Source organism: Mycobacterium paraseoulense (assembly GCF_010731655.1).
GTDB classification, from domain to species: domain Bacteria; phylum Actinomycetota; class Actinomycetes; order Mycobacteriales; family Mycobacteriaceae; genus Mycobacterium; species Mycobacterium paraseoulense.
In genome coordinates, this window is the sequence record NZ_AP022619.1 from 5,783,701 (window position 1) to 5,804,403 (window position 20,703).

20 protein-coding genes are annotated in these 20,703 nt (G+C 68.8%); 17 read left to right on the forward strand and 3 right to left on the reverse strand.

What is annotated here, in order from left to right:
- Positions 1-2: 2 nt before the first annotated feature.
- On the forward strand, positions 3-2,222 hold the full coding sequence (recG, locus tag G6N51_RS27140; protein WP_083174033.1) for an ATP-dependent DNA helicase RecG: 2,220 nt from the start codon (positions 3-5) through the stop codon (positions 2,220-2,222).
- On the forward strand, positions 2,219-2,932 hold the full coding sequence (locus tag G6N51_RS27145) for an HNH endonuclease family protein (protein ID WP_083174032.1): 714 nt from the start codon (positions 2,219-2,221) through the stop codon (positions 2,930-2,932). Before recG ends, G6N51_RS27145 begins: the two co-directional genes overlap by 4 nt.
- Before the next feature lies 1 nt (position 2,933).
- Here G6N51_RS27145 and G6N51_RS27150 read toward each other — a convergent pair whose 3' ends face one another.
- Complete coding sequence (locus G6N51_RS27150; protein WP_163750966.1) at positions 2,934-3,779, reverse strand: aldo/keto reductase; 846 nt, start codon at positions 3,777-3,779, stop codon at positions 2,934-2,936.
- Positions 3,780-4,178: 399 nt separating this feature from the next.
- Here G6N51_RS27150 and G6N51_RS27155 point away from each other — a divergent pair, with 399 nt between their 5' ends.
- The 5 genes from G6N51_RS27155 (at position 4,179) to coaD (ending at position 7,839) form a co-directional block, all read left to right on the forward strand.
- Positions 4,179-5,294 (forward strand): alpha/beta hydrolase, encoded by a 1,116-nt coding sequence (locus G6N51_RS27155; protein ID WP_083174030.1) that lies wholly within the window; start codon positions 4,179-4,181, stop codon positions 5,292-5,294.
- A 76-nt stretch (positions 5,295-5,370) separates the two neighbouring features.
- Positions 5,371-6,135 carry a DsbA family protein gene (locus tag G6N51_RS27160; protein ID WP_083174029.1) on the forward strand — a complete coding sequence of 255 codons (765 nt, stop codon included), beginning with the start codon at positions 5,371-5,373 and terminating at the stop codon, positions 6,133-6,135.
- An 8-nt stretch (positions 6,136-6,143) separates the two neighbouring features.
- Positions 6,144-6,767 (forward strand): vitamin K epoxide reductase family protein, encoded by a 624-nt coding sequence (locus tag G6N51_RS27165; protein ID WP_142275142.1) that lies wholly within the window; start codon positions 6,144-6,146, stop codon positions 6,765-6,767.
- A gap of 10 nt (positions 6,768-6,777) precedes the next feature.
- On the forward strand, positions 6,778-7,332 hold the full coding sequence (rsmD, locus tag G6N51_RS27170; RefSeq protein WP_083174027.1) for a 16S rRNA (guanine(966)-N(2))-methyltransferase RsmD: 555 nt from the start codon (positions 6,778-6,780) through the stop codon (positions 7,330-7,332).
- Between the two features lie 24 nt (positions 7,333-7,356).
- The gene (coaD, locus tag G6N51_RS27175) at positions 7,357-7,839 is read left to right on the forward strand and encodes a pantetheine-phosphate adenylyltransferase (RefSeq protein WP_083174026.1); all 483 of its coding nucleotides are present in this window, start codon (positions 7,357-7,359) and stop codon (positions 7,837-7,839) included.
- Positions 7,840-7,958: 119 nt separating this feature from the next.
- Here coaD and G6N51_RS27180 read toward each other — a convergent pair whose 3' ends face one another.
- Positions 7,959-9,161, reverse strand: coding sequence for a permease (locus G6N51_RS27180; protein ID WP_142275141.1), 1,203 nt, complete (start codon positions 9,159-9,161; stop codon positions 7,959-7,961).
- A gap of 209 nt (positions 9,162-9,370) precedes the next feature.
- Here G6N51_RS27180 and sepIVA point away from each other — a divergent pair, with 209 nt between their 5' ends.
- The 7 genes from sepIVA (at position 9,371) to G6N51_RS27215 (ending at position 15,302) form a co-directional block, all read left to right on the forward strand.
- Positions 9,371-10,108, forward strand: coding sequence for a cell division protein SepIVA (sepIVA, locus tag G6N51_RS27185; RefSeq protein WP_068079496.1), 738 nt, complete (start codon positions 9,371-9,373; stop codon positions 10,106-10,108).
- 59 nt (positions 10,109-10,167) lie between these two features.
- On the forward strand, positions 10,168-10,752 hold the full coding sequence (locus tag G6N51_RS27190; protein WP_180134413.1) for a YceD family protein: 585 nt from the start codon (positions 10,168-10,170) through the stop codon (positions 10,750-10,752).
- Positions 10,749-11,462, forward strand: coding sequence for a ribonuclease III (rnc, locus tag G6N51_RS27195; RefSeq protein ID WP_083174025.1), 714 nt, complete (start codon positions 10,749-10,751; stop codon positions 11,460-11,462). The genes G6N51_RS27190 and rnc overlap by 4 nt, the downstream gene beginning before the upstream one ends.
- Positions 11,463-11,517: 55 nt before the next feature.
- Positions 11,518-12,387, forward strand: coding sequence for a DNA-formamidopyrimidine glycosylase (mutM, locus tag G6N51_RS27200; protein WP_083174024.1), 870 nt, complete (start codon positions 11,518-11,520; stop codon positions 12,385-12,387).
- A gap of 172 nt (positions 12,388-12,559) precedes the next feature.
- Positions 12,560-12,832: a FeoA family protein gene (locus tag G6N51_RS27205; RefSeq protein ID WP_232078492.1), complete on the forward strand. Its 273-nt coding sequence runs from the start codon at positions 12,560-12,562 to the stop codon at positions 12,830-12,832.
- Complete coding sequence (feoB, locus tag G6N51_RS27210) at positions 12,829-14,742, forward strand: ferrous iron transporter B (protein WP_083174021.1); 1,914 nt, start codon at positions 12,829-12,831, stop codon at positions 14,740-14,742. Before G6N51_RS27205 ends, feoB begins: the two co-directional genes overlap by 4 nt.
- Entirely contained in the window at positions 14,739-15,302 is a 564-nt protein-coding gene (locus tag G6N51_RS27215) for a NifU family protein (protein ID WP_083174020.1), read from the forward strand. Before feoB ends, G6N51_RS27215 begins: the two co-directional genes overlap by 4 nt.
- An 8-nt stretch (positions 15,303-15,310) precedes the next feature.
- On the opposite strand, the gene G6N51_RS27220 is transcribed toward G6N51_RS27215, so the two are convergent.
- Complete coding sequence (locus G6N51_RS27220) at positions 15,311-16,087, reverse strand: PIG-L deacetylase family protein (RefSeq protein WP_083174019.1); 777 nt, start codon at positions 16,085-16,087, stop codon at positions 15,311-15,313.
- A 54-nt stretch (positions 16,088-16,141) separates the two neighbouring features.
- Here G6N51_RS27220 and G6N51_RS27225 point away from each other — a divergent pair, with 54 nt between their 5' ends.
- The 3 genes from G6N51_RS27225 to smc all read left to right on the forward strand — a co-directional run bounded on the left by G6N51_RS27225 (position 16,142) and on the right by smc (position 20,656).
- The gene (locus G6N51_RS27225) at positions 16,142-16,555 is read left to right on the forward strand and encodes an OsmC family protein (RefSeq protein ID WP_083174018.1); all 414 of its coding nucleotides are present in this window, start codon (positions 16,142-16,144) and stop codon (positions 16,553-16,555) included.
- Entirely contained in the window at positions 16,542-16,835 is a 294-nt protein-coding gene (locus G6N51_RS27230; RefSeq protein WP_083174017.1) for an acylphosphatase, read from the forward strand. The genes G6N51_RS27225 and G6N51_RS27230 overlap by 14 nt, the downstream gene beginning before the upstream one ends.
- Before the next feature lie 212 nt (positions 16,836-17,047).
- The gene (gene smc / locus G6N51_RS27235; protein ID WP_163750846.1) at positions 17,048-20,656 is read left to right on the forward strand and encodes a chromosome segregation protein SMC; all 3,609 of its coding nucleotides are present in this window, start codon (positions 17,048-17,050) and stop codon (positions 20,654-20,656) included.
- Positions 20,657-20,703: the final 47 nt, after the last annotated feature.

Below are 20,703 nucleotides of genomic sequence, written 5' to 3' on the forward strand. Positions count from 1 at the left end.
CGGTGGCGTCCCTGCGCGACCGGCTGGACTTCGTGGTGGGCGCCAAGGCCGCCGATCAGCTCGACGAGGAGTTGGGCATCCGTACCGTCGACGATCTACTGCGCCACTATCCACGCAGCTACACCGAGGGCGCGACCCGCTGGGAGTCCGACGACCAGCGTCCGCCGGCCGGCGAGCACGTCACGATCGTCGACACCATCACCGAGACCAAGACCTGGCCGATGAAGAAGACCCCGAAGAAGGTTTGCCACCGCATCACCCTCGGCGCCGGGCGCAACAAGGTGACCGCGACCTTCTTCAACGCGAACTACCTGAAGAACGGCCTGACCGAGGGCACCAAGGTGATGCTTTCCGGCGAGGTCGGGTTCTTCAAGAACGTCATGCAGCTGACGCATCCGGCCTTCCTCATCCTCGACTCCCCGGATGGCAAGAACCGCGGCACGAGCTCACTGAAGAACATCGCCATCGCCTCGCAGGCCACCACCGGCGAGCTGCAGATGTCGGCGTTCGAGCGGGCCTTCTTTCCGATCTATCCGGCGACGACGAAGCTGCAAAGCTGGGACATCTTCCGGTGCGTGCGCCAGGTGCTCGACGTCCTGGACCCAGTGGATGACCCGTTACCCGCCGACCTGCGCGGCCGCTACGGCCTGGTTTCCGAGGATCAGGCGTTGCGCGACATCCATCTGGCCGAAGACGAGCCGGCGCGGATGCGGGCCCGGGAACGCCTGACCTTCGATGAAGCCATCGGGTTGCAGTGGGCGCTGGTGGCCCGGCGGCACAGCGAGCTGTCGGAATCGGGACCGCCGGCACCGCCGCGCCCCGACGGCCTGGCCGCGGAACTGTTGGCGCGGTTGCCGTTCGAGCTGACCGCGGGACAACGCGAAGTGCTCGACGTGTTCGCGAAGGAGCTGGCCGCCACCCGGCCGATGAACCGCCTGCTGCAGGGTGAGGTCGGGTCGGGGAAGACCATCGTCGCGGTGCTGGCGATGCTCCAGCTGGTGGACGCCGGTTACCAGTGTGCGCTGCTGGCTCCCACGGAAGTGCTTGCCGCCCAACATATGCGGTCGATCAACGATGTGCTGGGCCCGTTGGCGATGGCGGGCCAGCTCGGCGGCGCGGACAACGCCACCCGGGTCGCGCTGCTCACCGGGTCGATGACGGCGGCGCAGAAGAAGCAGGTCCGTGACGAGGTGGCCACCGGCCAGGCCGGGATCGTCGTCGGCACCCATGCGCTGTTGCAGGGCGCGGTGGAATTCCACCACCTCGGCATGGTGGTGGTCGACGAGCAACACCGGTTCGGCGTCGAACAGCGAGACCAGTTGCGGGCCAAGGCCCGTCCCGGTGTCACACCGCACCTGCTGGTGATGACGGCGACGCCGATTCCGCGCACGGTCGCGCTGACCGTCTACGGCGACCTGGAAACCTCTACGTTGCGCGAACTTCCGCGTGGGCGCCAGCCGATCACCAGCAACGTCATCTTCGTCAAGGAGAAGCCGGCGTGGCTCGAGCGTGCGTGGCGGCGCATCGTCGAAGAGGTCGCGGCCGGCCGCCAGGCCTACGTGGTGGCGCCCCGGATCGACGAGACCGACGATGCCGAGAATCGGGAGCAGAACATCAGGCCGTCGGAAACCGCCGAGGGTCTCTACGCCCGGCTGCGTTCGGGGGAGCTCGCGAATTTGCGCGTGGGGTTGATGCACGGGCGGTTGTCCGCCGACGAGAAGGACGCCGCGATGGCGGCGTTTCGGGCCGGTGAGATCGATGTGCTGGTGTGCACCACCGTGATCGAGGTGGGGGTGGATGTCCCCAATGCCACCTTGATGCTGGTGATGGACGCCGATCGCTTCGGCATCAGCCAACTGCATCAGCTGCGGGGCCGCATCGGCCGCGGCGAGCATCCCAGCCTGTGCCTGCTGGCGAGCTGGGTGTCACCGGAATCGCCGGCGGGCAAGCGGCTTTCCGCCGTGGCCGCGACTTTGGACGGATTCGCGCTCGCCGACCTCGACCTCAAGGAGCGCCGGGAGGGCGACGTCTTGGGCCGCAACCAGTCCGGGCGCGCCATCAACCTGCGCCTGCTCTCGTTGGCCGATCACCGTGACGTCATCGAGGCCGCCCGCGACTTCTGCGTCCGCGCCTATGAAGCCGACCCGGAAAGCCCCGAATTGGCTTTGCTCGCAGCGCCTTTCGTCACCACTGACCGGATCGAATACCTGGACAAGTCGTGAATCGCAGGGTGCTGCTGTGGTTGTGCGCGGTCGCGGCACTCACACTGCTGGTGGCCTACCAGACCGTCGGATCCTCGACGGCCAGGCACGCCGCCGAATACGCGGCGCGCGCCGACGTTCCGACGGTGCAGCCGGGCACCGATGTGCTCGCGGACATCGCGGTGCTGCCGCTGCGGGCCCACCGCTATGACTACCGGCGGGCCGCGTTCGGCGACGCGTGGACCGACGACAACGATGCCCCGCTCGGGCACAACGGCTGCGACACCCGCGACGACATCCTCAACCGCGACCTCGTCGACAAGACGTATGTGTCGACCAAACGGTGTCCGGACGCGGTGGCCACCGGCACCCTGCACGATCCGTACACCAACAAGACCATCGACTTCCAGCGCGGCGCCAAGGTCGGCGAGGCGGTGCAGATCGACCACATCGTCCCGCTCGCCTACGCCTGGGACATGGGCGCTTACGCGTGGCCCGCCGACGAGCGCCTGCGGTTCGCCAACGATCCGGCCAACCTGCTGGCCGTCGACGGGCAGGCCAACCAGGACAAGGGCGACGCGGCCCCCGCGCAATGGATGCCGCCCAACGCCGCGTTCGCCTGCCAGTACGCCATGCAGTTCATCGCCGTGTTGCGCGGCTATTCGCTACCGGTGGACCAGCCCTCGACCGGGGTATTGCGTCAGGCGGCCGCCACCTGCCCGGCGGCCTAGGTCAGACGCCCTCGAAGGTGTTTGGGTCCGGGCGCAGCCTGGTGCCGTCGTTGAGCCCGTTGATCGCGTCCATGTGCTGGGCGGCCAACTCGAAGTCGAACACGTCGAGGTTCCCGGCGATGTGCTCGGGCTTGGCGGACCGGAAGACGACCGCGTTGCCCAGCTGCAGGTTCCACCGCAGCAGCACCTGGGCGGGCGTCTTACCGTATTCGCCGGCGACCGACGTCACCGTCGGGTTGTCCATCAGCTTGCCCAACGCCAGCGGCGTGTAGGCCTGGGTGACGACGTTGTGTTCCGCGTCGACCTTGCGGATCTCGTCCTGGTTGAGCAGCGGGTGCAGCTCGACCTGATTGACCGCCGGGGTGACGAAGGTGAGGTCGATGATGTCGGTGACATGCACTTCGGTGAAGTTGGAGACGCCGATCGAACGGGCCAGCCCGTTGCCGCGGCACTGGATCAGCCCCCCGAAGGAGTTCACATATTCACCGCGGGACGGCACCGGCCAGTGAATCAGGTACAGGTCGAGATAGTCGAGGCCCAACCGCTCCAGGCTCTCTTTGCAGGCCTCCTCGGATCGCAGGAAACCGTGGTCGGCGGGGGCGAGTTTGGTGGTGACGAACAGTTCGGCGCGCGGGATCCCGGAGGCCGCGATCGCGCGGCCGACGGCCGCTTCGTTGCCGTAGGCGGAGGCGGTGTCGATCAGCCGGCAGCCCATCTCCAGCGCCGCCGAGACCGCGCGTTCGGTCTCGTCCTCCGATAAATCGGCGACGCCAAGGCCAAGTACCGGCATCGTGTTTTCGTCATTAAGAGCTATCGAGGGCACGGCCGCGCCCGACTCGCCAGCCAATGTCATTCACCTGCCTGTGAAATTGAAGGTTCGTGGACCGAGCCCGGTGCCGTCATCGAGCGAGGAGATCGACGCCATTGGATCGACGCCGTTGCATCGGCGCTGAGTTCGAGGCGATGGGTTCGAAATGAACACGTCGAAACTGCTCGCAATCCATTAGGCGGTTCGGCTTGGGGATCACGATATTACCGAGCTGGAAAATACCACCTCATCAACACCGGGGTGGCTGCGGTGATATCCGGCCGTGGCCTGCATTCCACAAATTCGTCACCACGTAGAGTTGTCACACGGCACACCGGGCCCGGTAACCGCCTTGCCGGTGACCGGTGCGGAGCGCGGCCCCAGCCGCACCGCTCGGGGGCGTCCGGGGCCGAAAGACGTTCATTCGAGGGAGTGCCCATGACCAAGAGCGTGCCCGCGCCGGACCTACACCTGGGACCGAAGCACGCGCCGATGCGCCTGGCCAGTCGCTTGCAGGGCGCGGTCTCCACGATCGGCGTCAAGGTCATTCCATGGATTCCGACGCCCGCCAAGCGCGCGCTGTTCGGGGGCCGCTCGGTGACCATCGACGGCAACACCTTGGATCCCACGCTTCAGTTGATGCTCTCCGGTCTGCGCGCGGTCGGCATCGACGGCCTGGTCGTCGACGATGACCCGGTCGCGTCCCGCGCCCAGATGCGCCAGCTGTCGCTCGAACTTCCCGGCCCGCAGATCCACGTCGACGTCGAGGACCTGGCGCTGCCCGGACCGGCGGGCGAGATCCCCGCACGGCACTACCGTCCCGTCAATGGCGCATCGGCGCCGCTGCTGGTCTTCTACCACGGCGGCGGATGGTCGATCGGGGACCTGGACTCCTACGACGCGCTGTGCCGGTTGACGTGCCGCGACGCCGGCGTCCACGTGTTGTCGATCGACTACCGGCTGGCCCCCGAGCACCCCGCGCCGGCCGCGGTCGAGGACGCCTACGCCGCCTTCCGGTGGGCGTACGACCACGCCGGGGAACTCGGCGCCGCGCCCGGTCGGGTCGCCGTGGGCGGCGACAGCGCGGGGGGTAACTTGGCCGCCGTCGTCTGCCAGCTGGCCCGGGACGAGGGCGTCCCCGCGCCCGTGCTGCAGTGGCTGATCTACCCGCGGACCGACTTCACCACCCAGACCCGCTCACTGAGCCTGTTCGCCCGTGGGTTCCTGCTGACCAAGCGCGACATCGATTGGTTCGAGTCGCAATACCTGAGGCGTTCGAGCGTGGACCGGGCGGATCCCCGGGTATCGCCCCTGCTGGCCGAGTCGCTCGCGGGGCTCGCGCCCGCGCTGATCGCGGTCGCCGGTTTCGATCCGTTGCGCGACGAAGGCGAGAGCTACGCGGCGGCCCTGCAGGCCGCCGGAACCCCCGTCGATCTGCGGTGCATGGGGTCGTTGACGCACGGCTTCGCGAATCTGTTCAAGCTCGGCGGCGGCAGCGCCGCCGCGACCACCGAGTTGATTTCGGCTTTGCGTGCCCACCTGAGCCGGGTCTGACCTGGCGCACGGCGGGCGCCGGTAACCTAGAGGCGCCTGCGAACGACACCCCGAGTACCGAAGGATCACCCAGACTGTGGCCGACAAACCCAAACGCCCTCCGCGCTTCGACATGAAGGCGGCCGACGGTAAATCGGGCCGACTCGTTCAAATCGGCGGGACCGCCGTCGTCGTCATCTTCCTCGTTGCGCTGGTCTCCTACATCGTGGTCACCCACCACAAGAAGACCGCCGCCATCGGCGCGGGGGACACGGTGCGCGTGACGTCGAGCAAGCTGGTCACTCAGCCCGGGACCACCAACCCCAAGGCCGTGGTCACGTTCTACGAGGACTTCCTGTGCCCGGCCTGCGGCAACTTCGAGCGCACGTTCGGCCCGACGGTGTCCAGGCTCATCGACGTCGGCGCCATTGCGGCCGACTACTCGATGGTGTCGATCCTCGACAACTCCAGGAACCAGAACTACTCGTCGCGGGCGGGCGCCGCGGCCCTGTGCGTGGCCGACGAGTCCATCGACGCGTTCCGCCGGTTTCACACCGCGCTGTTCACCACCGACCTTCAGCCCAGCGAGCGCGGCAGCAGCTTCCCCGACAACGCGCGGTTGATCGAGCTCGCCCGTGAGGCCGGCGTGGTGGGCAAGGTGCCCGACTGCATCAACAGCGGAAAGTACATTTCCAAGGTCACCGCTGAGGCGGCGGCCGCGAAGATCAACGCCACGCCGACCATCAAGATCAACGGCGACGATTACGACCCGTCCACGCCTGACGCGCTGGTCGCCAAGATCAAGAGCATCGTGGGCGACGTGCCGGGCATCGACGGCGCCGTGGCCCCCGCGGCCGCGTGACCACCCCGGTGTCAGCCCAAACCGACGACCTGACACCGCAATCGCGCCCCGAAGCGCGCGTACCGGCGCCCAGCGCGTGGTGGGTGCTGATCGCGGGTGTGATCGGCCTGGCCGCCTCCGCGACGCTGACGGTGGAGAAGATCGACCTTCTGCTCAACCCGGCGTACGTGCCGTCGTGCAACTTCAACCCGATCCTGTCGTGCGGCTCGGTGATGGTCACGCCGCAAGCGTCGCTGCTGGGATTCCCCAACCCGCTGCTCGGCCTGGTGGCGTTCACCGTGGTGGTCGTCACCGGGCTGCTGGCGGTGACCAAAGTGGCGTTGCCGCAATGGTATTGGATCGGGCTGACGGCCGGCCTGCTGATCGGCGCGGCCTTCGTGCACTGGTTGATTTACGAGAGCCTGTACAGCATCGGGGCGTTGTGCCCGTACTGCATGGTCGTCTGGGCGGCCACCATAACGCTGCTGGTGGTCGTCGCGTCGATCGCGTGCCGCCCGGCGCTGCAGCGCCGGGGGCACGGTGTGGCGTGGGCGCTGTACCAATGGCGGTGGTCCGTCACCGCGCTGTGGTTCACCGCGGTGTTCCTGCTGATCATGGCGCGGTTCTGGGACTATTGGTCGACGCTGCTCTAAGTGGTGCCACGTGACCCGGATCATCGGCGGGGTGGCCGGCGGCCGGCGCATCGCCGTCCCGCAACGGGGTACCCGACCGACGACCGATCGGGTGCGTGAGTCGCTCTTCAACATCCTGACCGCGCGCCATGACCTGAGCGGCGCCGCCGTGCTGGACCTCTACGCCGGTTCGGGCGCACTGGGATTGGAGGCGCTGTCCCGCGGCGCGGCTTCGGCGCTGTTCGTGGAATCGGATCAGCGCAGCGCGTCGGTCATCGCACGCAACATCGACGCCCTGGGTGTGACCGGTGCGACCGTGCGCCGCGGCGCGGTCGCAACCGTTTTGGCGGCCGGGACCGCGAGGCCGGTCGACCTCGTCCTGGCCGACCCGCCCTACGACGTCGAGAACGCCGAGGTGGAGGCGGTGTTGGCGGCTCTGGTCACCCACGGTTGGGTGGACGCCGGAACCGTGGCGGTGATGGAGCGGGCGGCGGCCGGTGCGCCATTGACCTGGCCGGCCGGCTGGTCCGTGTGGCCGCCGCGCGTGTACGGCGACACCCGGCTGGAGATGGCCGAACGACGCTGAGGCGGGCGTGTAGCGTCTTTCGACATGAGTGGCGCGGTATGCCCCGGGTCGTTTGATCCAGTCACGTTGGGCCACATCGACGTCTTCGAGCGGGCGTCGGCCCAGTTCGACGAGGTCGTGGTGGCGATCCTGACCAATCCCGCCAAGAAGGGCATGTTCGACCTCGACGAGCGGATCGCGATGATCACCGAGTCGACGACACACCTGCCGAATCTGCGCGTCGAGGCCGGGCAGGGTCTGGTGGTGGACTTCGTCAGGTCGCAGGGGATGACCGCAATCGTGAAGGGGCTGCGCACCGGCACCGATTTCGAGTACGAGCTGCAGATGGCGCAGATGAACAAGCACATCGCCGGTGTCGATACCTTTTTCGTCGCTACGACACCGCGGTATTCGTTCGTGTCGTCGTCGTTGGCCAAAGAGGTCGCGACGTTCGGCGGCGACGTCTCGCAGCTATTGCCCGAACCGGTCAACCGCCGACTGCGCGAGAAGCTCGCGGGCCGATCGTAAAGCCTTGCGCTGCAACGCATGTCAGCGGTTACGGCTCGTGGCTCGGTAGGCCGGAGAACCGACAAAAATCCCGCGAAATCGCCATCGATGCACACTCGCGCAAAAGATTTGACGCGCCGTCAGTGGCATGCGTGGTCGTGGCCGCCGTCGGGTGAGCCGCCCATCATCCGTGCCATCGGAATTCCGCCCGTTGCGACGAATCGGGCGACCAGGATGGCCGCCACGGCGAGGGAGGCGATATTGAGCCAGGTCGTGTAGTTCCACGAGACCGCCGCTTCCATCACCGTGGCGTTGCGCTCCCTCGGAATGAGATGCGTTGCGCCGAAGATCACTTCGACCAGATAGCCCGCGGCGACCATGGCGGCGTAGAAGGTGCCCAGCAGCGTCAGCATCATCCTGGTGCCGTAGTACTTGCGGTAGATGTTCAGGATCGGCAGGATCAGCAGGTCGGCGTAGATGAACGCGATGACGCCGCCGAAACTGATGCCCCCGTTCCACAACACCGCCGCCAGTGGCACGTTACCGATCGAGCAGACGAAGGACACGATCGCCACGATCGGTCCCACGAGCGGGCCCCATATCGTCGACCAGGCCGGGTGGTCGGCCAAAAAGAAGAATTGCCAGAACTTTTCGGGCACCCAGGCCGCGATGGCCCCCGCGATCAACAAGCCCAGCACAAGGTCACGCAGGATCGCCAACCACTCCATCACGAACACATGGGCAACGGAGGTGAAGCCCTCCCCGGAAAAGAGCCGACGAGCGAACGAGCCCTGCTTCTTGATGGACATGTCCATCGCGGCATGGCCTTCCATCGAGCCGGCGATCCCGCGGTCGGCCTGTTCACGGGCGGCGTCGATGAGCCGCGAGCGCACGAACAACCGAAACAGGACGGCGAGCACGACGATCATCAGTGGGCCGCCGACGAACTCCGCGGCGGTGAACTGCCAACCCATCAGCAGGGCCAGGATGATGCCGAGTTCGACCACCAGGTTGGTGGAACCGATCTCGAACGCCATGGCGGCGGTGAAGCTGGCGCCCTTGCGGAAGAGCGACCGCGCCAGCGCGACCGCGGCGTAGGAGCACGACGACGATGCCGCGCCGAGGCCGGCGGCCAGCGCCAAGGTGCGCGGCCGGTCGTCGCCCAACAGCGCCACGATGGTCGAGCGTCGCACCACGGCCTGCACCACCGCCGACAGGGCAAACCCCACGATCAGCGCCCACAGGATTTCCCACGTCATCGATCCCGCCACCGCCAAGGCGTGTCCGACCGCTGCTAGCACGAGTGCTCCAATCCTCCCCTTGTGGTGCCCCCGGCGTCCCAAACTATACCCCTGTGGGGTATACGTCAAACGGGCTAAAGCGTTCTGGCCAGGGCAGAGAGCCGGCGCGATCCCTAGAATGGCCGCAACAGGGCAACCGGGTGGTGGTCCGGTCGAATGTCCGACACACCGGCCTCGCCACCACTGTCACAAGCGCAACACCAGGCACACTGGTAACAACAGGTTTTTGCAGACGCCAGGAGGAAATGGCCGTGTACCGAGTCTTTGAAGCGCTCGACGAACTGAGCGCCATCGTTGAAGAAGCACGCGGCGTTCCCATGACGGCCGGCTGCGTCGTGCCGCGCGGTGACGTGCTGGAACTGATCGACGACATCAAGGATGCGATCCCGGGCGAGCTCGACGACGCCCAGGACGTGCTCGACGCGCGCGACTCGATGCTGCAGGACGCCAAGTCGCACGCCGACTCCATGGTCTCCTCGGCGACCACCGAGTCCGAGTCGATGCTCAACCACGCGCGCGCCGAGGCCGACCGGCTCTTGTCCGACGCGAAAGCCCAGGCCGACCGCATGGTCAGCGAGGCGCGCCAGCACAGCGAGCGGATGGTCGGCGAGGCCCGCGAGGAGGCGATGCGCATCGCCACGGCGGCAAAGCGGGAGTACGAGGCCAGCGTCGGCCGCGCCCAGGCCGAGGCCGACCGGCTGCTCGAGAACGGCAACATCTCCTACGAGAAGGCCGTGCAAGAGGGCATCAAGGAACAGCAGCGCCTGGTGTCGCAGAACAGCGTGGTGGAAGCGGCGAACGCCGAGGCCACGCGCCTGATCGACTCGGCGCACGCCGAGGCCGATCGGCTGCGCGGTGAATGCGACATCTACGTCGACAACAAGCTCGCGGAGTTCGAGGAGTTCCTCAACGGCACGTTGCGCTCGGTCGGCCGCGGCCGCCACCAGCTCCGGACGGCGGCCGGCACGCACGACTACGCGGTGCGTTAGCGCGTCAGCCGGGCGGCCGCGCCCTGGAATTGTGCGGTTCGCGCCGTAGGATTTCTCATATGACGCGGCAGCACAGCACTACCTCGCAGCGCCGTCTCAGCTCCCCGTTGACGGTTGACATCAGCCGGCTCGGGCGTCGCCCCGGGGCGATGGTGACTCTGCGGAAGACCGTGCCCAGCCCCACGCGCATCGGGCTGGACATGATCGCGATCGAGGCGGGCGCTCCATTGGAGCTCGACCTGCAGGTCCAGTCGGTCTCCGAGGGCGTGCTGGTGACGGGGACGGTCGACGCGCCCAGCGTGGGCGAGTGTGCCCGCTGCCTGACCCCCGTCCACGGTCGGGTGCAGGTCCAGCTGACCGAATTGTTCGCCTACCCCGACAGCACCACCGAGGCGACCACCGAGGAGGACGAGGTCGGTCACATCGTTGACGACACCTTCGACCTCGAGCAGTCGATCGTCGACGCCGTGGGACTCGAGCTGCCGTTCTCGCCCGTCTGCACGCCCGATTGCCCGGGCCTGTGTCCCGAATGCGGCGTGCCCCTCGCCGCCGAGCCCGGCCACCACCATGACCGCATCGACCCGCGGTGGGCGAAACTGGCCGGCATGTTTCCCGAGCCCGACGCGCCGCGGGGTGAGCAGTGACGTCGCGGGAAGACCTGCTCGACGCGCTCGGGGTCGAGCTGCCCGAAGAACTGCTCACGCTGGCCCTGACGCACCGCAGCTACGCCTACGAGCACGGCGGGCTGCCCACCAATGAGCGTCTGGAATTCCTCGGCGACGCCGTGCTGGGCCTGACCGTCACCGACGAGCTCTACCACCGGCATCCCGACCGGTCGGAAGGCGACCTCGCCAAGCTGCGGGCCAGCGTCGTCAACACCCAGGCGCTGGCCGACGTCGCGCGCAAGCTGTCCGCCGACGGCCTGGGCGCCCACCTGTTTCTCGGGCGCGGGGAAGCCAACACCGGCGGCGCCGACAAGTCGAGCATCCTGGCCGACGGGATGGAATCGCTGCTGGGCGCCATTTACCTGCAGCACGGGATCGACACGGCCCGCGAGGTGATCCTGCGCCTGTTCGGCGCGCTGCTCGACGCCGCGCCGACGCTGGGGGCCGGGCTGGACTGGAAGACCAGCCTGCAGGAGCTGACCGCGGCGCGGGGCATGGGCGCGCCGTCCTACGTCGTCACCTCCACCGGTCCGGACCACGACAAGGAGTTCACCGCCGTCGTCGTGGTGATGGAAACCGAATACGGGTCCGGTGTCGGCCGCTCCAAGAAGGAGGCCGAGCAGAAGGCCGCGGCGGCGACGTGGAAGACGCTGGAATCGCTCGACCCGGCGGGGAAAACGTCCGTCTAGATCTATGGTGATGACCCGCCGCGCCCGGCTTCGCCGCGCTTGCGATCATCACTAGATGCCCGAGCTCCCCGAAGTCGAGGTGGTGCGCCGCGGCTTGCAGGCCCGCGTCGTGGGCAGGACGATCAAGGCCGTCCGGGTGCACCACCCACGCGCGGTGCGCCGGCACGAGGCCGGGCCCGCCGACCTCACGGCCCGGCTGCTCGACGCCCGGATCACCGGCACCGACCGGCGTGGCAAGTACCTGTGGCTGCTGCTCGACACCGGGGCCGCGCCGTCTGAATCGGACACGGCGCTGGTGGTCCACCTCGGTATGAGCGGGCAGATGCTGCTCGGGGAGGTGCCGCGCGCCGACCACGTGCGCATCTCCGCGCTGCTCGACGACGGGACCGTGCTGAGCTTCGCCGATCAGCGCACCTTCGGCGGGTGGATGCTCGCCGATCTGGTGGGCGTGGATGGCAGCGTGGTGCCTACGCCCGTCGCACACCTCGCACGCGACCCGCTGGACCCGCTCTTCGACCGCGACGGCGTCGTGAACGTGTTGCGGCACAAGCATTCCGAGATCAAGCGGCAGCTCCTCGACCAAACCGTGGTGTCGGGCATCGGCAACATCTACGCCGACGAGGCGCTGTGGCGGGCCAAGGTCAACGGCGCCCGGATCGCCGCGACGCTGAGCCGCGGCCGGCTGGGCGCCCTCCTGGACGCGGCGGCCGACGTGATGCGCGATGCGCTGGCGCAGGGCGGGACGTCGTTCGACTCGCTGTATATCAACGTCAACGGGGAATCCGGCTACTTCGACCGGTCGCTGGACGCCTACGGCCGCGACGGGCAGAGCTGCCGTCGCTGCGGCGCGGTGATGCGCCGGGAGAAGTTCATGAACCGGTCGTCGTTCTACTGCCCGAAATGTCAGCCGAGGCCACGGCCTTGAGCGTGCTCGTGGGGTTTCGGGTGTGCGCCCACGGCGGCGACACGCCGAGCGGCACCGCCCAGGACGCACACTCGAAGGCGGTTGCGGAACCGATTCCGAAGAAGGTGAGGTTACCCTCACCTTTCATCGTTATCCTGGGTGGCATGGTGAACCTGTGGCGTCGGGGCGGCTAGTGCGGAAGTCACTTCACGCACCGGGCCCGCCGACCGTGCTGGCTCAGCTCGCGCCGGGCCAGCGGGCAACGATTGTGGGCGTGACGCCGGCGGCGTCACCCGTGGTCGCGGGCCGGCTGCGGCAGCTGGGATTCCGGCCGGCGTCCCGCGTCGAGGTGATCCGGCGCGCCCCGATGGGCGACCCGACCATCTACCGGGTTCAAGACACCGAACTGTGCCTGCGGCGGCGTGAGGCGCGACTGATCGAAGTCGATCCGGGCAGCCCCGCATGACGGCCTGCCACGAGGAGGGCGGTGCCGCGGTCGCGGTCGCGGGCGTGGCACGCGTCGCTCTGGTGGGCAGCCCCAACGCGGGCAAGACGTCGGTGTTCAACCACCTGACCGGGCTGCGCGCCAAGACCGGCAACTATCCGGGTGTCACCGTCGGGCGCAGCGTCGGCATCACGAAGGTGGACGGCCTCGAGATCGCCGTCGAGGATCTGCCGGGCACCTACAGCCTCGAGCCCATCAGCCCGGACGAACGGGTCGTGTCCGATCTGCTGGCGGGCAACATGGCCGACGCCGACCCACCCGACGCGATTGTCCTGGTAGCCGACGCCACCACACTGCACCGTTCGATCACGCTCGTGGCGCAGGTGCTGCGGCTCGACGTTCCGTGCCTGTTGGCGCTGACCATGACCGACGAGTTGACCGCGCGCGGGGGCGGCATCTCCGTCGACGCCCTGGCGACGGCGCTGGGCATTCCGGTGATCCCTTTGATCGCGCACCGGGGGGCTGGGATCGACACGCTGCGCGCCCAACTGGTGTCCTTCGACCGGTGGTCACGCCCCCCGATCCTGCCCCCGCGTCACGACGACGCGATCGACGCCTGGGGCAAGTCCGTGCTGGATGCGGCCGGATACGTTGCGCCGCGGCCGGATCGGCGCACGCGGGGGATCGACGCGATCGTCCTGCATCCGTTGTGGGGAACCGTGATCTTCTTCGCGGTGATGTTCTGCTTCTTTCAGGTCGTCTTCACGGTCGCCGCGCCCCTGCAGGACCGCGTGAGTCAAGGGCTCGGCTGGCTGGGCGCACTGGTCAGCGATCACGTGGGCAACTATGTGGTGCGCGGCCTGCTCGGCCAGGGCCTCATCGGGGGCGTGGGCACGGTGCTTCAGTTCATCCCGCAGATCGTGTTGCTGTTCCTCTTGATCGCGTTGTTGGAGAACGTCGGCTACATGGCGCGGGCCGCGTTCTTGATGGACCGGGTGATGGCCGCGACGGGATTGGAGGGTCGCGCCTTCGTCGCGATGCTTTCGTCGTTTGCGTGCGCGATCCCGGGCATCATGGCCACCCGGACGCTGCCGTCATCGCGCGACCGGATCGCCACCATCATCACGGCGCCGCTGATGACGTGCTCGGCCCGGCTTCCGGTGTTCACCCTGCTGGTTGGGCTGCTGGTTTCGCCGCAGACCCAGTGGTGGGGCCTGAGCGCGCAGGGCGTCGCGATGTTCCTGCTGTATCTGTGCGGCGGCACCTCCGCGCTGATCGCCGCGTCGCTGTTCAAGTCGACGATCCTGCGCAGCGACCTGCTGCCGTTCACGATGGAGCTTCCGCCGTACCGCTTCCCGTCGGTCAGAAACGTCGTCATCACGATGTGGGATTCGGCCAAGGTGTTCTTGCGCAAGGCCGGAACCATCATCCTGGGCACGTCGGTGGTGTTGTGGGTGCTGCTGAATCTGCCCGCGCGCCAAGCGGAAACCGCGCACATGTCGGCGACGGAGACCACCGCCTACGTGATGGACCACAGTTACGCCGCCGACGTCGGCAAGGCGATCGGGCCGGTGTTCAAGCCGCTGGGGTTCGATTGGCACATCAACGTCGCACTGCTCGGTTCCTTCTCGGCGCGTGAGGTTTTCGTGTCGACGCTGGGCCAGGTGTCGGCGGCGACAAATCCCGAGGACCCGCATGAGGCTCTCGTCAGCATGGCGGACGAGGACGGCCACAAGGTGTTCACCTCGTCGACCGTCATCGCGCTGATGGCGTACTTCATCTTCGCGCTGCAATGCATGTCCACGGTCGCGGTGATGCGCCGCGAGACCAATTCGTGGCGGTGGCCCGCCTTCGCCTGGTGCTACATGTTCATCCTGGCGTGGACGATGGCGTTCGCGGCCCGGTCGATCGCGATCGGCGTCGGCGCATGATCCCGATCCACGCCACGGCCACCTCCGATCCGGCCCAGCTGCGCTGGGTGGTCCCCCCCGACCGGCTGCCTGCGCGCGGCACCGTGCGGCGGGCCCCGGGCAGGCTGGGCGCAATGCTGGGCAGCGGGACGGTCGCCGAGATCGTGGTGGGCGCCGACGACATCCTGATCACACTCGGCGTGGGTAACAGCTGGCGTGAGCTGGGAGACGACGTTCGCGAGGCACTCGGCGAGGCGCTGGTCGACCCCCAGGGCTGGGCGGTCGATGAATCATCCGGCCCGGATCTGGAAAGCGTTGCGGCGGAACTGCTTGCGGGACCCGTTGGGGCGCTTGCCGCCTCGCACGGCGGGTCGATCGAGCTCGTCTCGGTCGCCGGCCACACCGTGACCGTGCGAATGGTCGGCGCGTGCGACGGATGCCCGGCGGCGTCGTCCACACTACGGGATGTATTCGAGCGCGAGCTGCGGCGGCGGTTTGACGAGCGAGTCGTGGTGGCGTGCGAAAACGGTTCGACCGCAATCTCGTTGGGCAAGAAGCTGCTGTCGTTGATCGTCCGCTGAGGGAGCACTCAATCGAAGATGTCCCGGCTGGCAGCGCCGGCCGGTAGGGCGGGGTCGACAAACCACTCGCGCGGAAACAGCAGGCCGAACACCTGGGGCGGCACTCGAAGCAGCACCCCGTACATGCGCGCCCCCACACCGGATTCGCCGATCTGAGAGCGGTGGGCGGCGAAGGCGTCTCGCTTCTGCCGGGCGAAACGGAAGACGTCAATGTGGTGGGTGATGTTCGCCCGGGGCGTGTAGGCGGTGCGGGCGACGTCCGGCTCGTAGGGCGCCGGGAGCCGCAACAGACGGGCGAGATGGCCGATGCACACCAGTAATTCGCGCGGCATGGTCGCCTCCAGCACGCGCGGCGTCGCCGCGAGTTCGGCGCCCCGCTTGCCGACGCGATGCACCTGGACATGATCTCGGTGGCCGTAGCCGCCGTTGGGCGGGTAGCTGAGCAGCAGGTCCGCGTCTTCCTCGCCGAGGATCGCCGCGAGTCGCTGCGCCGCTTCCTCGACGTCCGCTCGCCCGAAGCGCACCCGTCCCGGTGGATCCGGGTAGAACAGCGGGCCGTAACCGCTGTCGGCGTAGCCGAGGCACTCGACCCGATCGACACCCAAAATGCTGGCGCTCGACTGCAATTCGTCCAGGCGGAAACCACTTTCGTCGTTCTGAATCCGCCCGTCGGTCGCGGTGACGACGACCACGCGATGACCGCCTGCGGCCGCACGCGCGAGCGTGCCCCCGGTGAGGATCACCTCGTCGTCCGGGTGTGCGTGGAATGCGACCACGGTGGCCATCAAACGCAGTATGCCCGCGACGCCGAGCGCGCGCCGCCCGGTAAGAAGTAGGGCATGACCGAACTATGGGTGGAGCGCACCGGATCGCGCCGCTACACCGGGCATAGCTCGCGCGGTGCGAAGGTACTCGTCGGCTCGGAGGACGTCGAGGGCGTGTTCACCCCCGGCGAGCTGATGAAGATCGCGCTCGCCGCGTGCAGCGGGATGTCCAGCGACCAGCCGCTCGCGCGCCGGCTCGGCGACGACTACACAGCGGTGGTCAGGGTCTCCGGTGATGCCGACCGTGAACGCGAGGTCTATCCACTGCTGGAAGAGACGCTCGAGCTCGACCTTTCGGGGCTGTCGCCGGAGGAGAAGGAGCGGCTGCTGACCGTCGTCGACCGGGCGATCGACCTGGTCTGCACCGTCGGGCGCACCCTGAAGGCCGGCACACGGGTCGAGTTCAAGGTGACCGATGTCGGATCCTGACGTCCGGCTCACCGCCTGGGTGCACGGCGAGGTCCAGGGCGTCGGCTTCCGCTGGTGGACGCGGTGCCGGGCACTCGAGCTGGGCCTTGCCGGGTACGCGGCCAACCAGGCCGACGGCCGCGTCCTGGTGGTCGCCCAGGGACCCCGCGAGGCCGGTGAGAAGCTGCTGGCACTGCTCAAGGGCGGCGAGTCCTGGCCGTCGAGACCTGGCCGCGTCGACGAGGTCGTCGCCGACTGGTCGCAGCCGCGGGAGCCGTTCGAGGGTTTCGTCGAGCGCTGATCACATCAGCCACAGGGGCATCACCGTGGGCGGCTACGGCCCGATCGCCGACGTGATAGCGCCGGCGCTATCACGTTTCGTACGCACGTATTGCGGGTCTCGGAGTGACGGATGTGGCTCGTGTGGCCGCCGTGCCGACCGCCCGATTCCGGGCCGCCGACACTCCGGCGAGGACGCGGGACGAGCCCGGCTGACCGGTAGTCTGGCTGGCCGTGTACCTCAAGAGTCTGACGCTGAAGGGCTTCAAGTCCTTCGCATCGCCGACGACTCTGCGTTTCGAACCGGGGATCACCGCGGTCGTCGGGCCCAACGGGTCCGGGAAATCCAACGTCGTCGACGCCCTGGCCTGGGTCATGGGGGAGCAGGGAGCAAAGACGCTGCGCGGCGGCAAGATGGAAGACGTCATCTTCGCCGGCACCTCGTCGCGCGCCCCGCTGGGCCGCGCCGAGGTAACCGTCACCATCGACAACTCCGACAACGCGCTGCCCATCGAATACTCCGAGGTGTCGATCACCCGGCGCATGTTCCGGGACGGCGCCAGCGAATACGAAATCAATGGCGCCAGTTGCCGTTTGATGGACGTGCAAGAGCTGCTCAGCGACTCCGGGATCGGCCGGGAGATGCACGTCATCGTGGGGCAGGGCAAGCTCGACGAGATCTTGCAGTCGCGCCCCGAAGATCGTCGCGCCTTCATCGAGGAGGCCGCGGGGGTGCTCAAGCACCGCAAGCGCAAGGAAAAGGCCCTCCGCAAACTCGACGCGATGTCGGCGAACCTGGCCCGCCTCACCGACCTCACCACCGAGCTGCGCCGCCAGCTCAAACCGCTGGGCCGCCAGGCCGAGGTGGCCCGCCGCGCCCAGACCATCCAGGCCGATCTGCGCGACGCCCGGTTGCGCCTGGCCGCCGACGACCTGGTCAACCGGCAAACCGAGCGCGACGCCATCTTCGAGGCCGAGGCCGCCATCCGCCGCGAGCACGACGAGGCCGCCGCCCGCCTGGCCGTGGCGTCCGAGGAGCTCACCGCGCACGAGGCGGCGGTCGCCGAACTCTCGCAGCGGGCCGAATCGGTGCAGCACACCTGGTTCGGGCTCTCCGCGCTGGCCGAACGGGTGGCCGCGACGGTCCGCATCGCCAGCGAGCGCGCGCATCACCTCGACCTGGAACCGGCGCCACCCAGCGACACCGACCCCGACGCTTTGGAGGCCGAGGCCGAGCGGGTCGCGGTGGCCGAGCGGCAATTGCTGGGCGAACTGGCCGAGGCGCGCACCCGCCTCGAAGCCGCCCGGGCCGAATTGGCCGAACGCGAGCGCGAGGCCGCCGAGGCCGATCGCGCCCACCTGGCCGCGGTGCGGGCCGAAGCGGATCGGCGTGAAGGCCTGGCGCGGCTGGCCGGTCAGGTGGAGACCATGCGGGCGCGCGTCGAATCGATCGACGACAGCGTCGCGCGGCTGTCCGAACGCATCGAGCAGGCCGCCGCCCGCGCGCAGCAGTCCAAGGCGGAATTCGAGACCGTGCAGGGACGCGTCGGTGAACTCGACCAGGGTGAGGTGGGCCTGGACGAGCACCACGAGCGGACCGTGGCCGCGCTGCGACTGGCCGACGAACGTGTCGCCGAACTGCAGGCCGCCGAACGCGACGCCGAACGCCGGGTGGCCTCGTTGCGGGCCCGCATCGACGCGCTGGCGGTCGGGCTGGAGCGCAAGGACGGCGCGGCCTGGCTTACCGAAAATCATTCTGGCGCAGGGCTTTTCGGGCCGATCGCCAAGCTGGTCAAGGTCCGCTCCGGCTACGAGGCGGCGCTGGCCGCGGTGCTGGGCTCGGCGGCCGACGCGCTGGCCGCCGAGAGTTTCGGCGCGGCCCGGTCCGCGGTCGCCGCGCTCAAACAGGCCGACGGCGGACGCGCGGCGCTGGTGCTGGGTGACTGGCCCGCCGATCACCCCGCGTCGCGCGATGCCCTGCCCGGCACCGCGCTGTGGGCGCTGGACCTGATCGACGCGCCCGCGCGGTTGCGCGGCGCCATCACGGCGATGCTGTCGGGCGTGGCGGTGGTCGAGGACCTGGGCCAGGCGCTCGAGCTGGTGGCGGCCCGCCCGCAGTTGCGCGCGGTCACGCTCGACGGCGACCTGGTGGGCGCCGGCTGGGTGAGCGGGGGCTCCGACCGCAAGCTGTCCACGCTCGAGGTGACCTCGGAAATCGACAAGGCGGGCAGCGAGCTGGCCGCCGCGGAATCGCAGGTCGCCCAGCTGACCGCTGCGCTGTCCGGCGCGCTGACCGAGCAGGCCGCCCGCCAGGACTCCGCCGAGCAGGCGTTGGCCGCGCTCAACGAATCCGACACCGCGATCTCGGCGATGTACGAGCAGCTGGGCCGGCTCGGGCAGGAAGCCCGCACGACCGAAGACGAGTGGAACCGGTTGCTGCGGCAGCGCGAGGAGCTCGAAGCGGGCCGCGCGCAGACCGTCGACGAAGTCACCGAGCTGGAAAACCGGCTGCGCAACGCGCAAGAGACGCAGCACGTGCATGCCGAACAGCCCAACCATGCGGAGGTGCGCCAGCGGATCGCCGCCGCGGCCGAAGGCGCCCGCAGCGCCGAGGTGGAGGCCCGGTTGGCGGTGCGGACCGCCGAGGAGCGGGCCAACGCGGTGCGTGGGCGCGCGGATTCCTTGCGCCGCGCCGCCGCGGCGGAACGCGAGGCGCGGCTGCGGGCCCAGCAAGCGCGCGAGGCGCGGGTGCGCGCGGCCGCCGTCGCCGCGGCGGTGGCCGACTCGGGACGGCTGCTGGCCCGGCGGCTGGACGGGGTGGTCGCGGCGGCGTCCACGATTCGCGACGCGTTGGCGGCCGAACGCCAGCAGCGTGCGACGGCGATGGCGGCGGTGCGCGACGAGGTGAACGCGTTGAGCGCCCGGGTGGCCACCCTCACCGACTCGCTGCACCGCGACGAGGTGGCCAACGCGCAGGCGGCGATGCGCATCGAGCAGCTCGAGCAGATGGTGCTCGAGCAGTTCGGCATGGCACCGGCCGACCTGATCGCCGAGTACGGGCCCGACGTGGCACTGCCGCCCACCGAGCTCGAAATGGCCGAATTCGAGCAGGCCCGCGAACGCGGTGAGCAAGTCGTCGCGCCCGCACCGATGCCGTATGACCGCGCCACCCAGGAGCGCCGGGCCAAACGCGCCGAGCGGGAGCTGGCCGAGCTGGGCCGGGTCAACCCGCTGGCGCTCGAGGAGTTCGCCGCGCTCGAGGAGCGCTACAACTTCCTGTCCACCCAGCTCGAGGACGTCAAAGCGGCGCGCAAGGACCTGCTCGACGTCGTCGCCGACGTCGACGCCCGGATCTTGCAGGTGTTCAGCGACGCCTTCGTGGACGTGGAACGCGAATTCCGGGAAGTCTTCACCGTGCTGTTCCCCGGCGGCGAGGGCCGGCTGCGGCTCACCGACCCCGACGACATGCTCACCACCGGCATCGAGGTGGAGGCGCGTCCGCCGGGCAAGAAGATCACCCGGCTGTCGCTGCTGTCCGGTGGCGAGAAGGCGCTGACCGCGGTGGCGATGCTGGTCGCCATCTTCCGCGCCCGCCCGTCGCCGTTCTACATCATGGACGAGGTGGAGGCCGCGCTCGACGACACCAACCTGCGCCGGCTGATCAGCCTGTTCGAGCTGCTGCGGGCGCGGTCGCAGCTGATCATCATCACGCACCAGAAGCCGACGATGGAGGTCGCCGACGCGCTGTACGGCGTGACCATGCAGGGCGACGGCATCACCGCGGTGATCTCGCAGCGGATGCGCGGGCAGCAGGTGGAGCAGTTGGTGTCCAGCTCCTCCTAGCGGCGTCGACCCCGCGCCGACCGCGTGGCCTCATGCCCCTGAAACAA

Excerpts from the sequence above, each read along its gene's own strand:
- mutM (WP_083174024.1), top strand. The coding sequence starts at position 11,518 with ATGCCCGAGCTCCCCGAAGTCGAGGTGGTGCGCCGCGGCTTGCAGGCC.
- coaD (WP_083174026.1), top strand. The coding sequence starts at position 7,357 with ATGAGTGGCGCGGTATGCCCCGGGTCGTTTGATCCAGTCACGTTGGGC.
- G6N51_RS27220 (WP_083174019.1), bottom strand. The coding sequence starts at position 16,087 with ATGGCCACCGTGGTCGCATTCCACGCACACCCGGACGACGAGGTGATC.
- G6N51_RS27215 (WP_083174020.1), top strand. The coding sequence starts at position 14,739 with ATGATCCCGATCCACGCCACGGCCACCTCCGATCCGGCCCAGCTGCGC.
- G6N51_RS27155 (WP_083174030.1), top strand. The coding sequence starts at position 4,179 with ATGACCAAGAGCGTGCCCGCGCCGGACCTACACCTGGGACCGAAGCAC.
- G6N51_RS27230 (WP_083174017.1), top strand. The coding sequence starts at position 16,542 with ATGTCGGATCCTGACGTCCGGCTCACCGCCTGGGTGCACGGCGAGGTC.
- G6N51_RS27225 (WP_083174018.1), top strand. The coding sequence starts at position 16,142 with ATGACCGAACTATGGGTGGAGCGCACCGGATCGCGCCGCTACACCGGG.
- feoB (WP_083174021.1), top strand. The coding sequence starts at position 12,829 with ATGACGGCCTGCCACGAGGAGGGCGGTGCCGCGGTCGCGGTCGCGGGC.
- G6N51_RS27190 (WP_180134413.1), top strand. The coding sequence starts at position 10,168 with ATGACGCGGCAGCACAGCACTACCTCGCAGCGCCGTCTCAGCTCCCCG.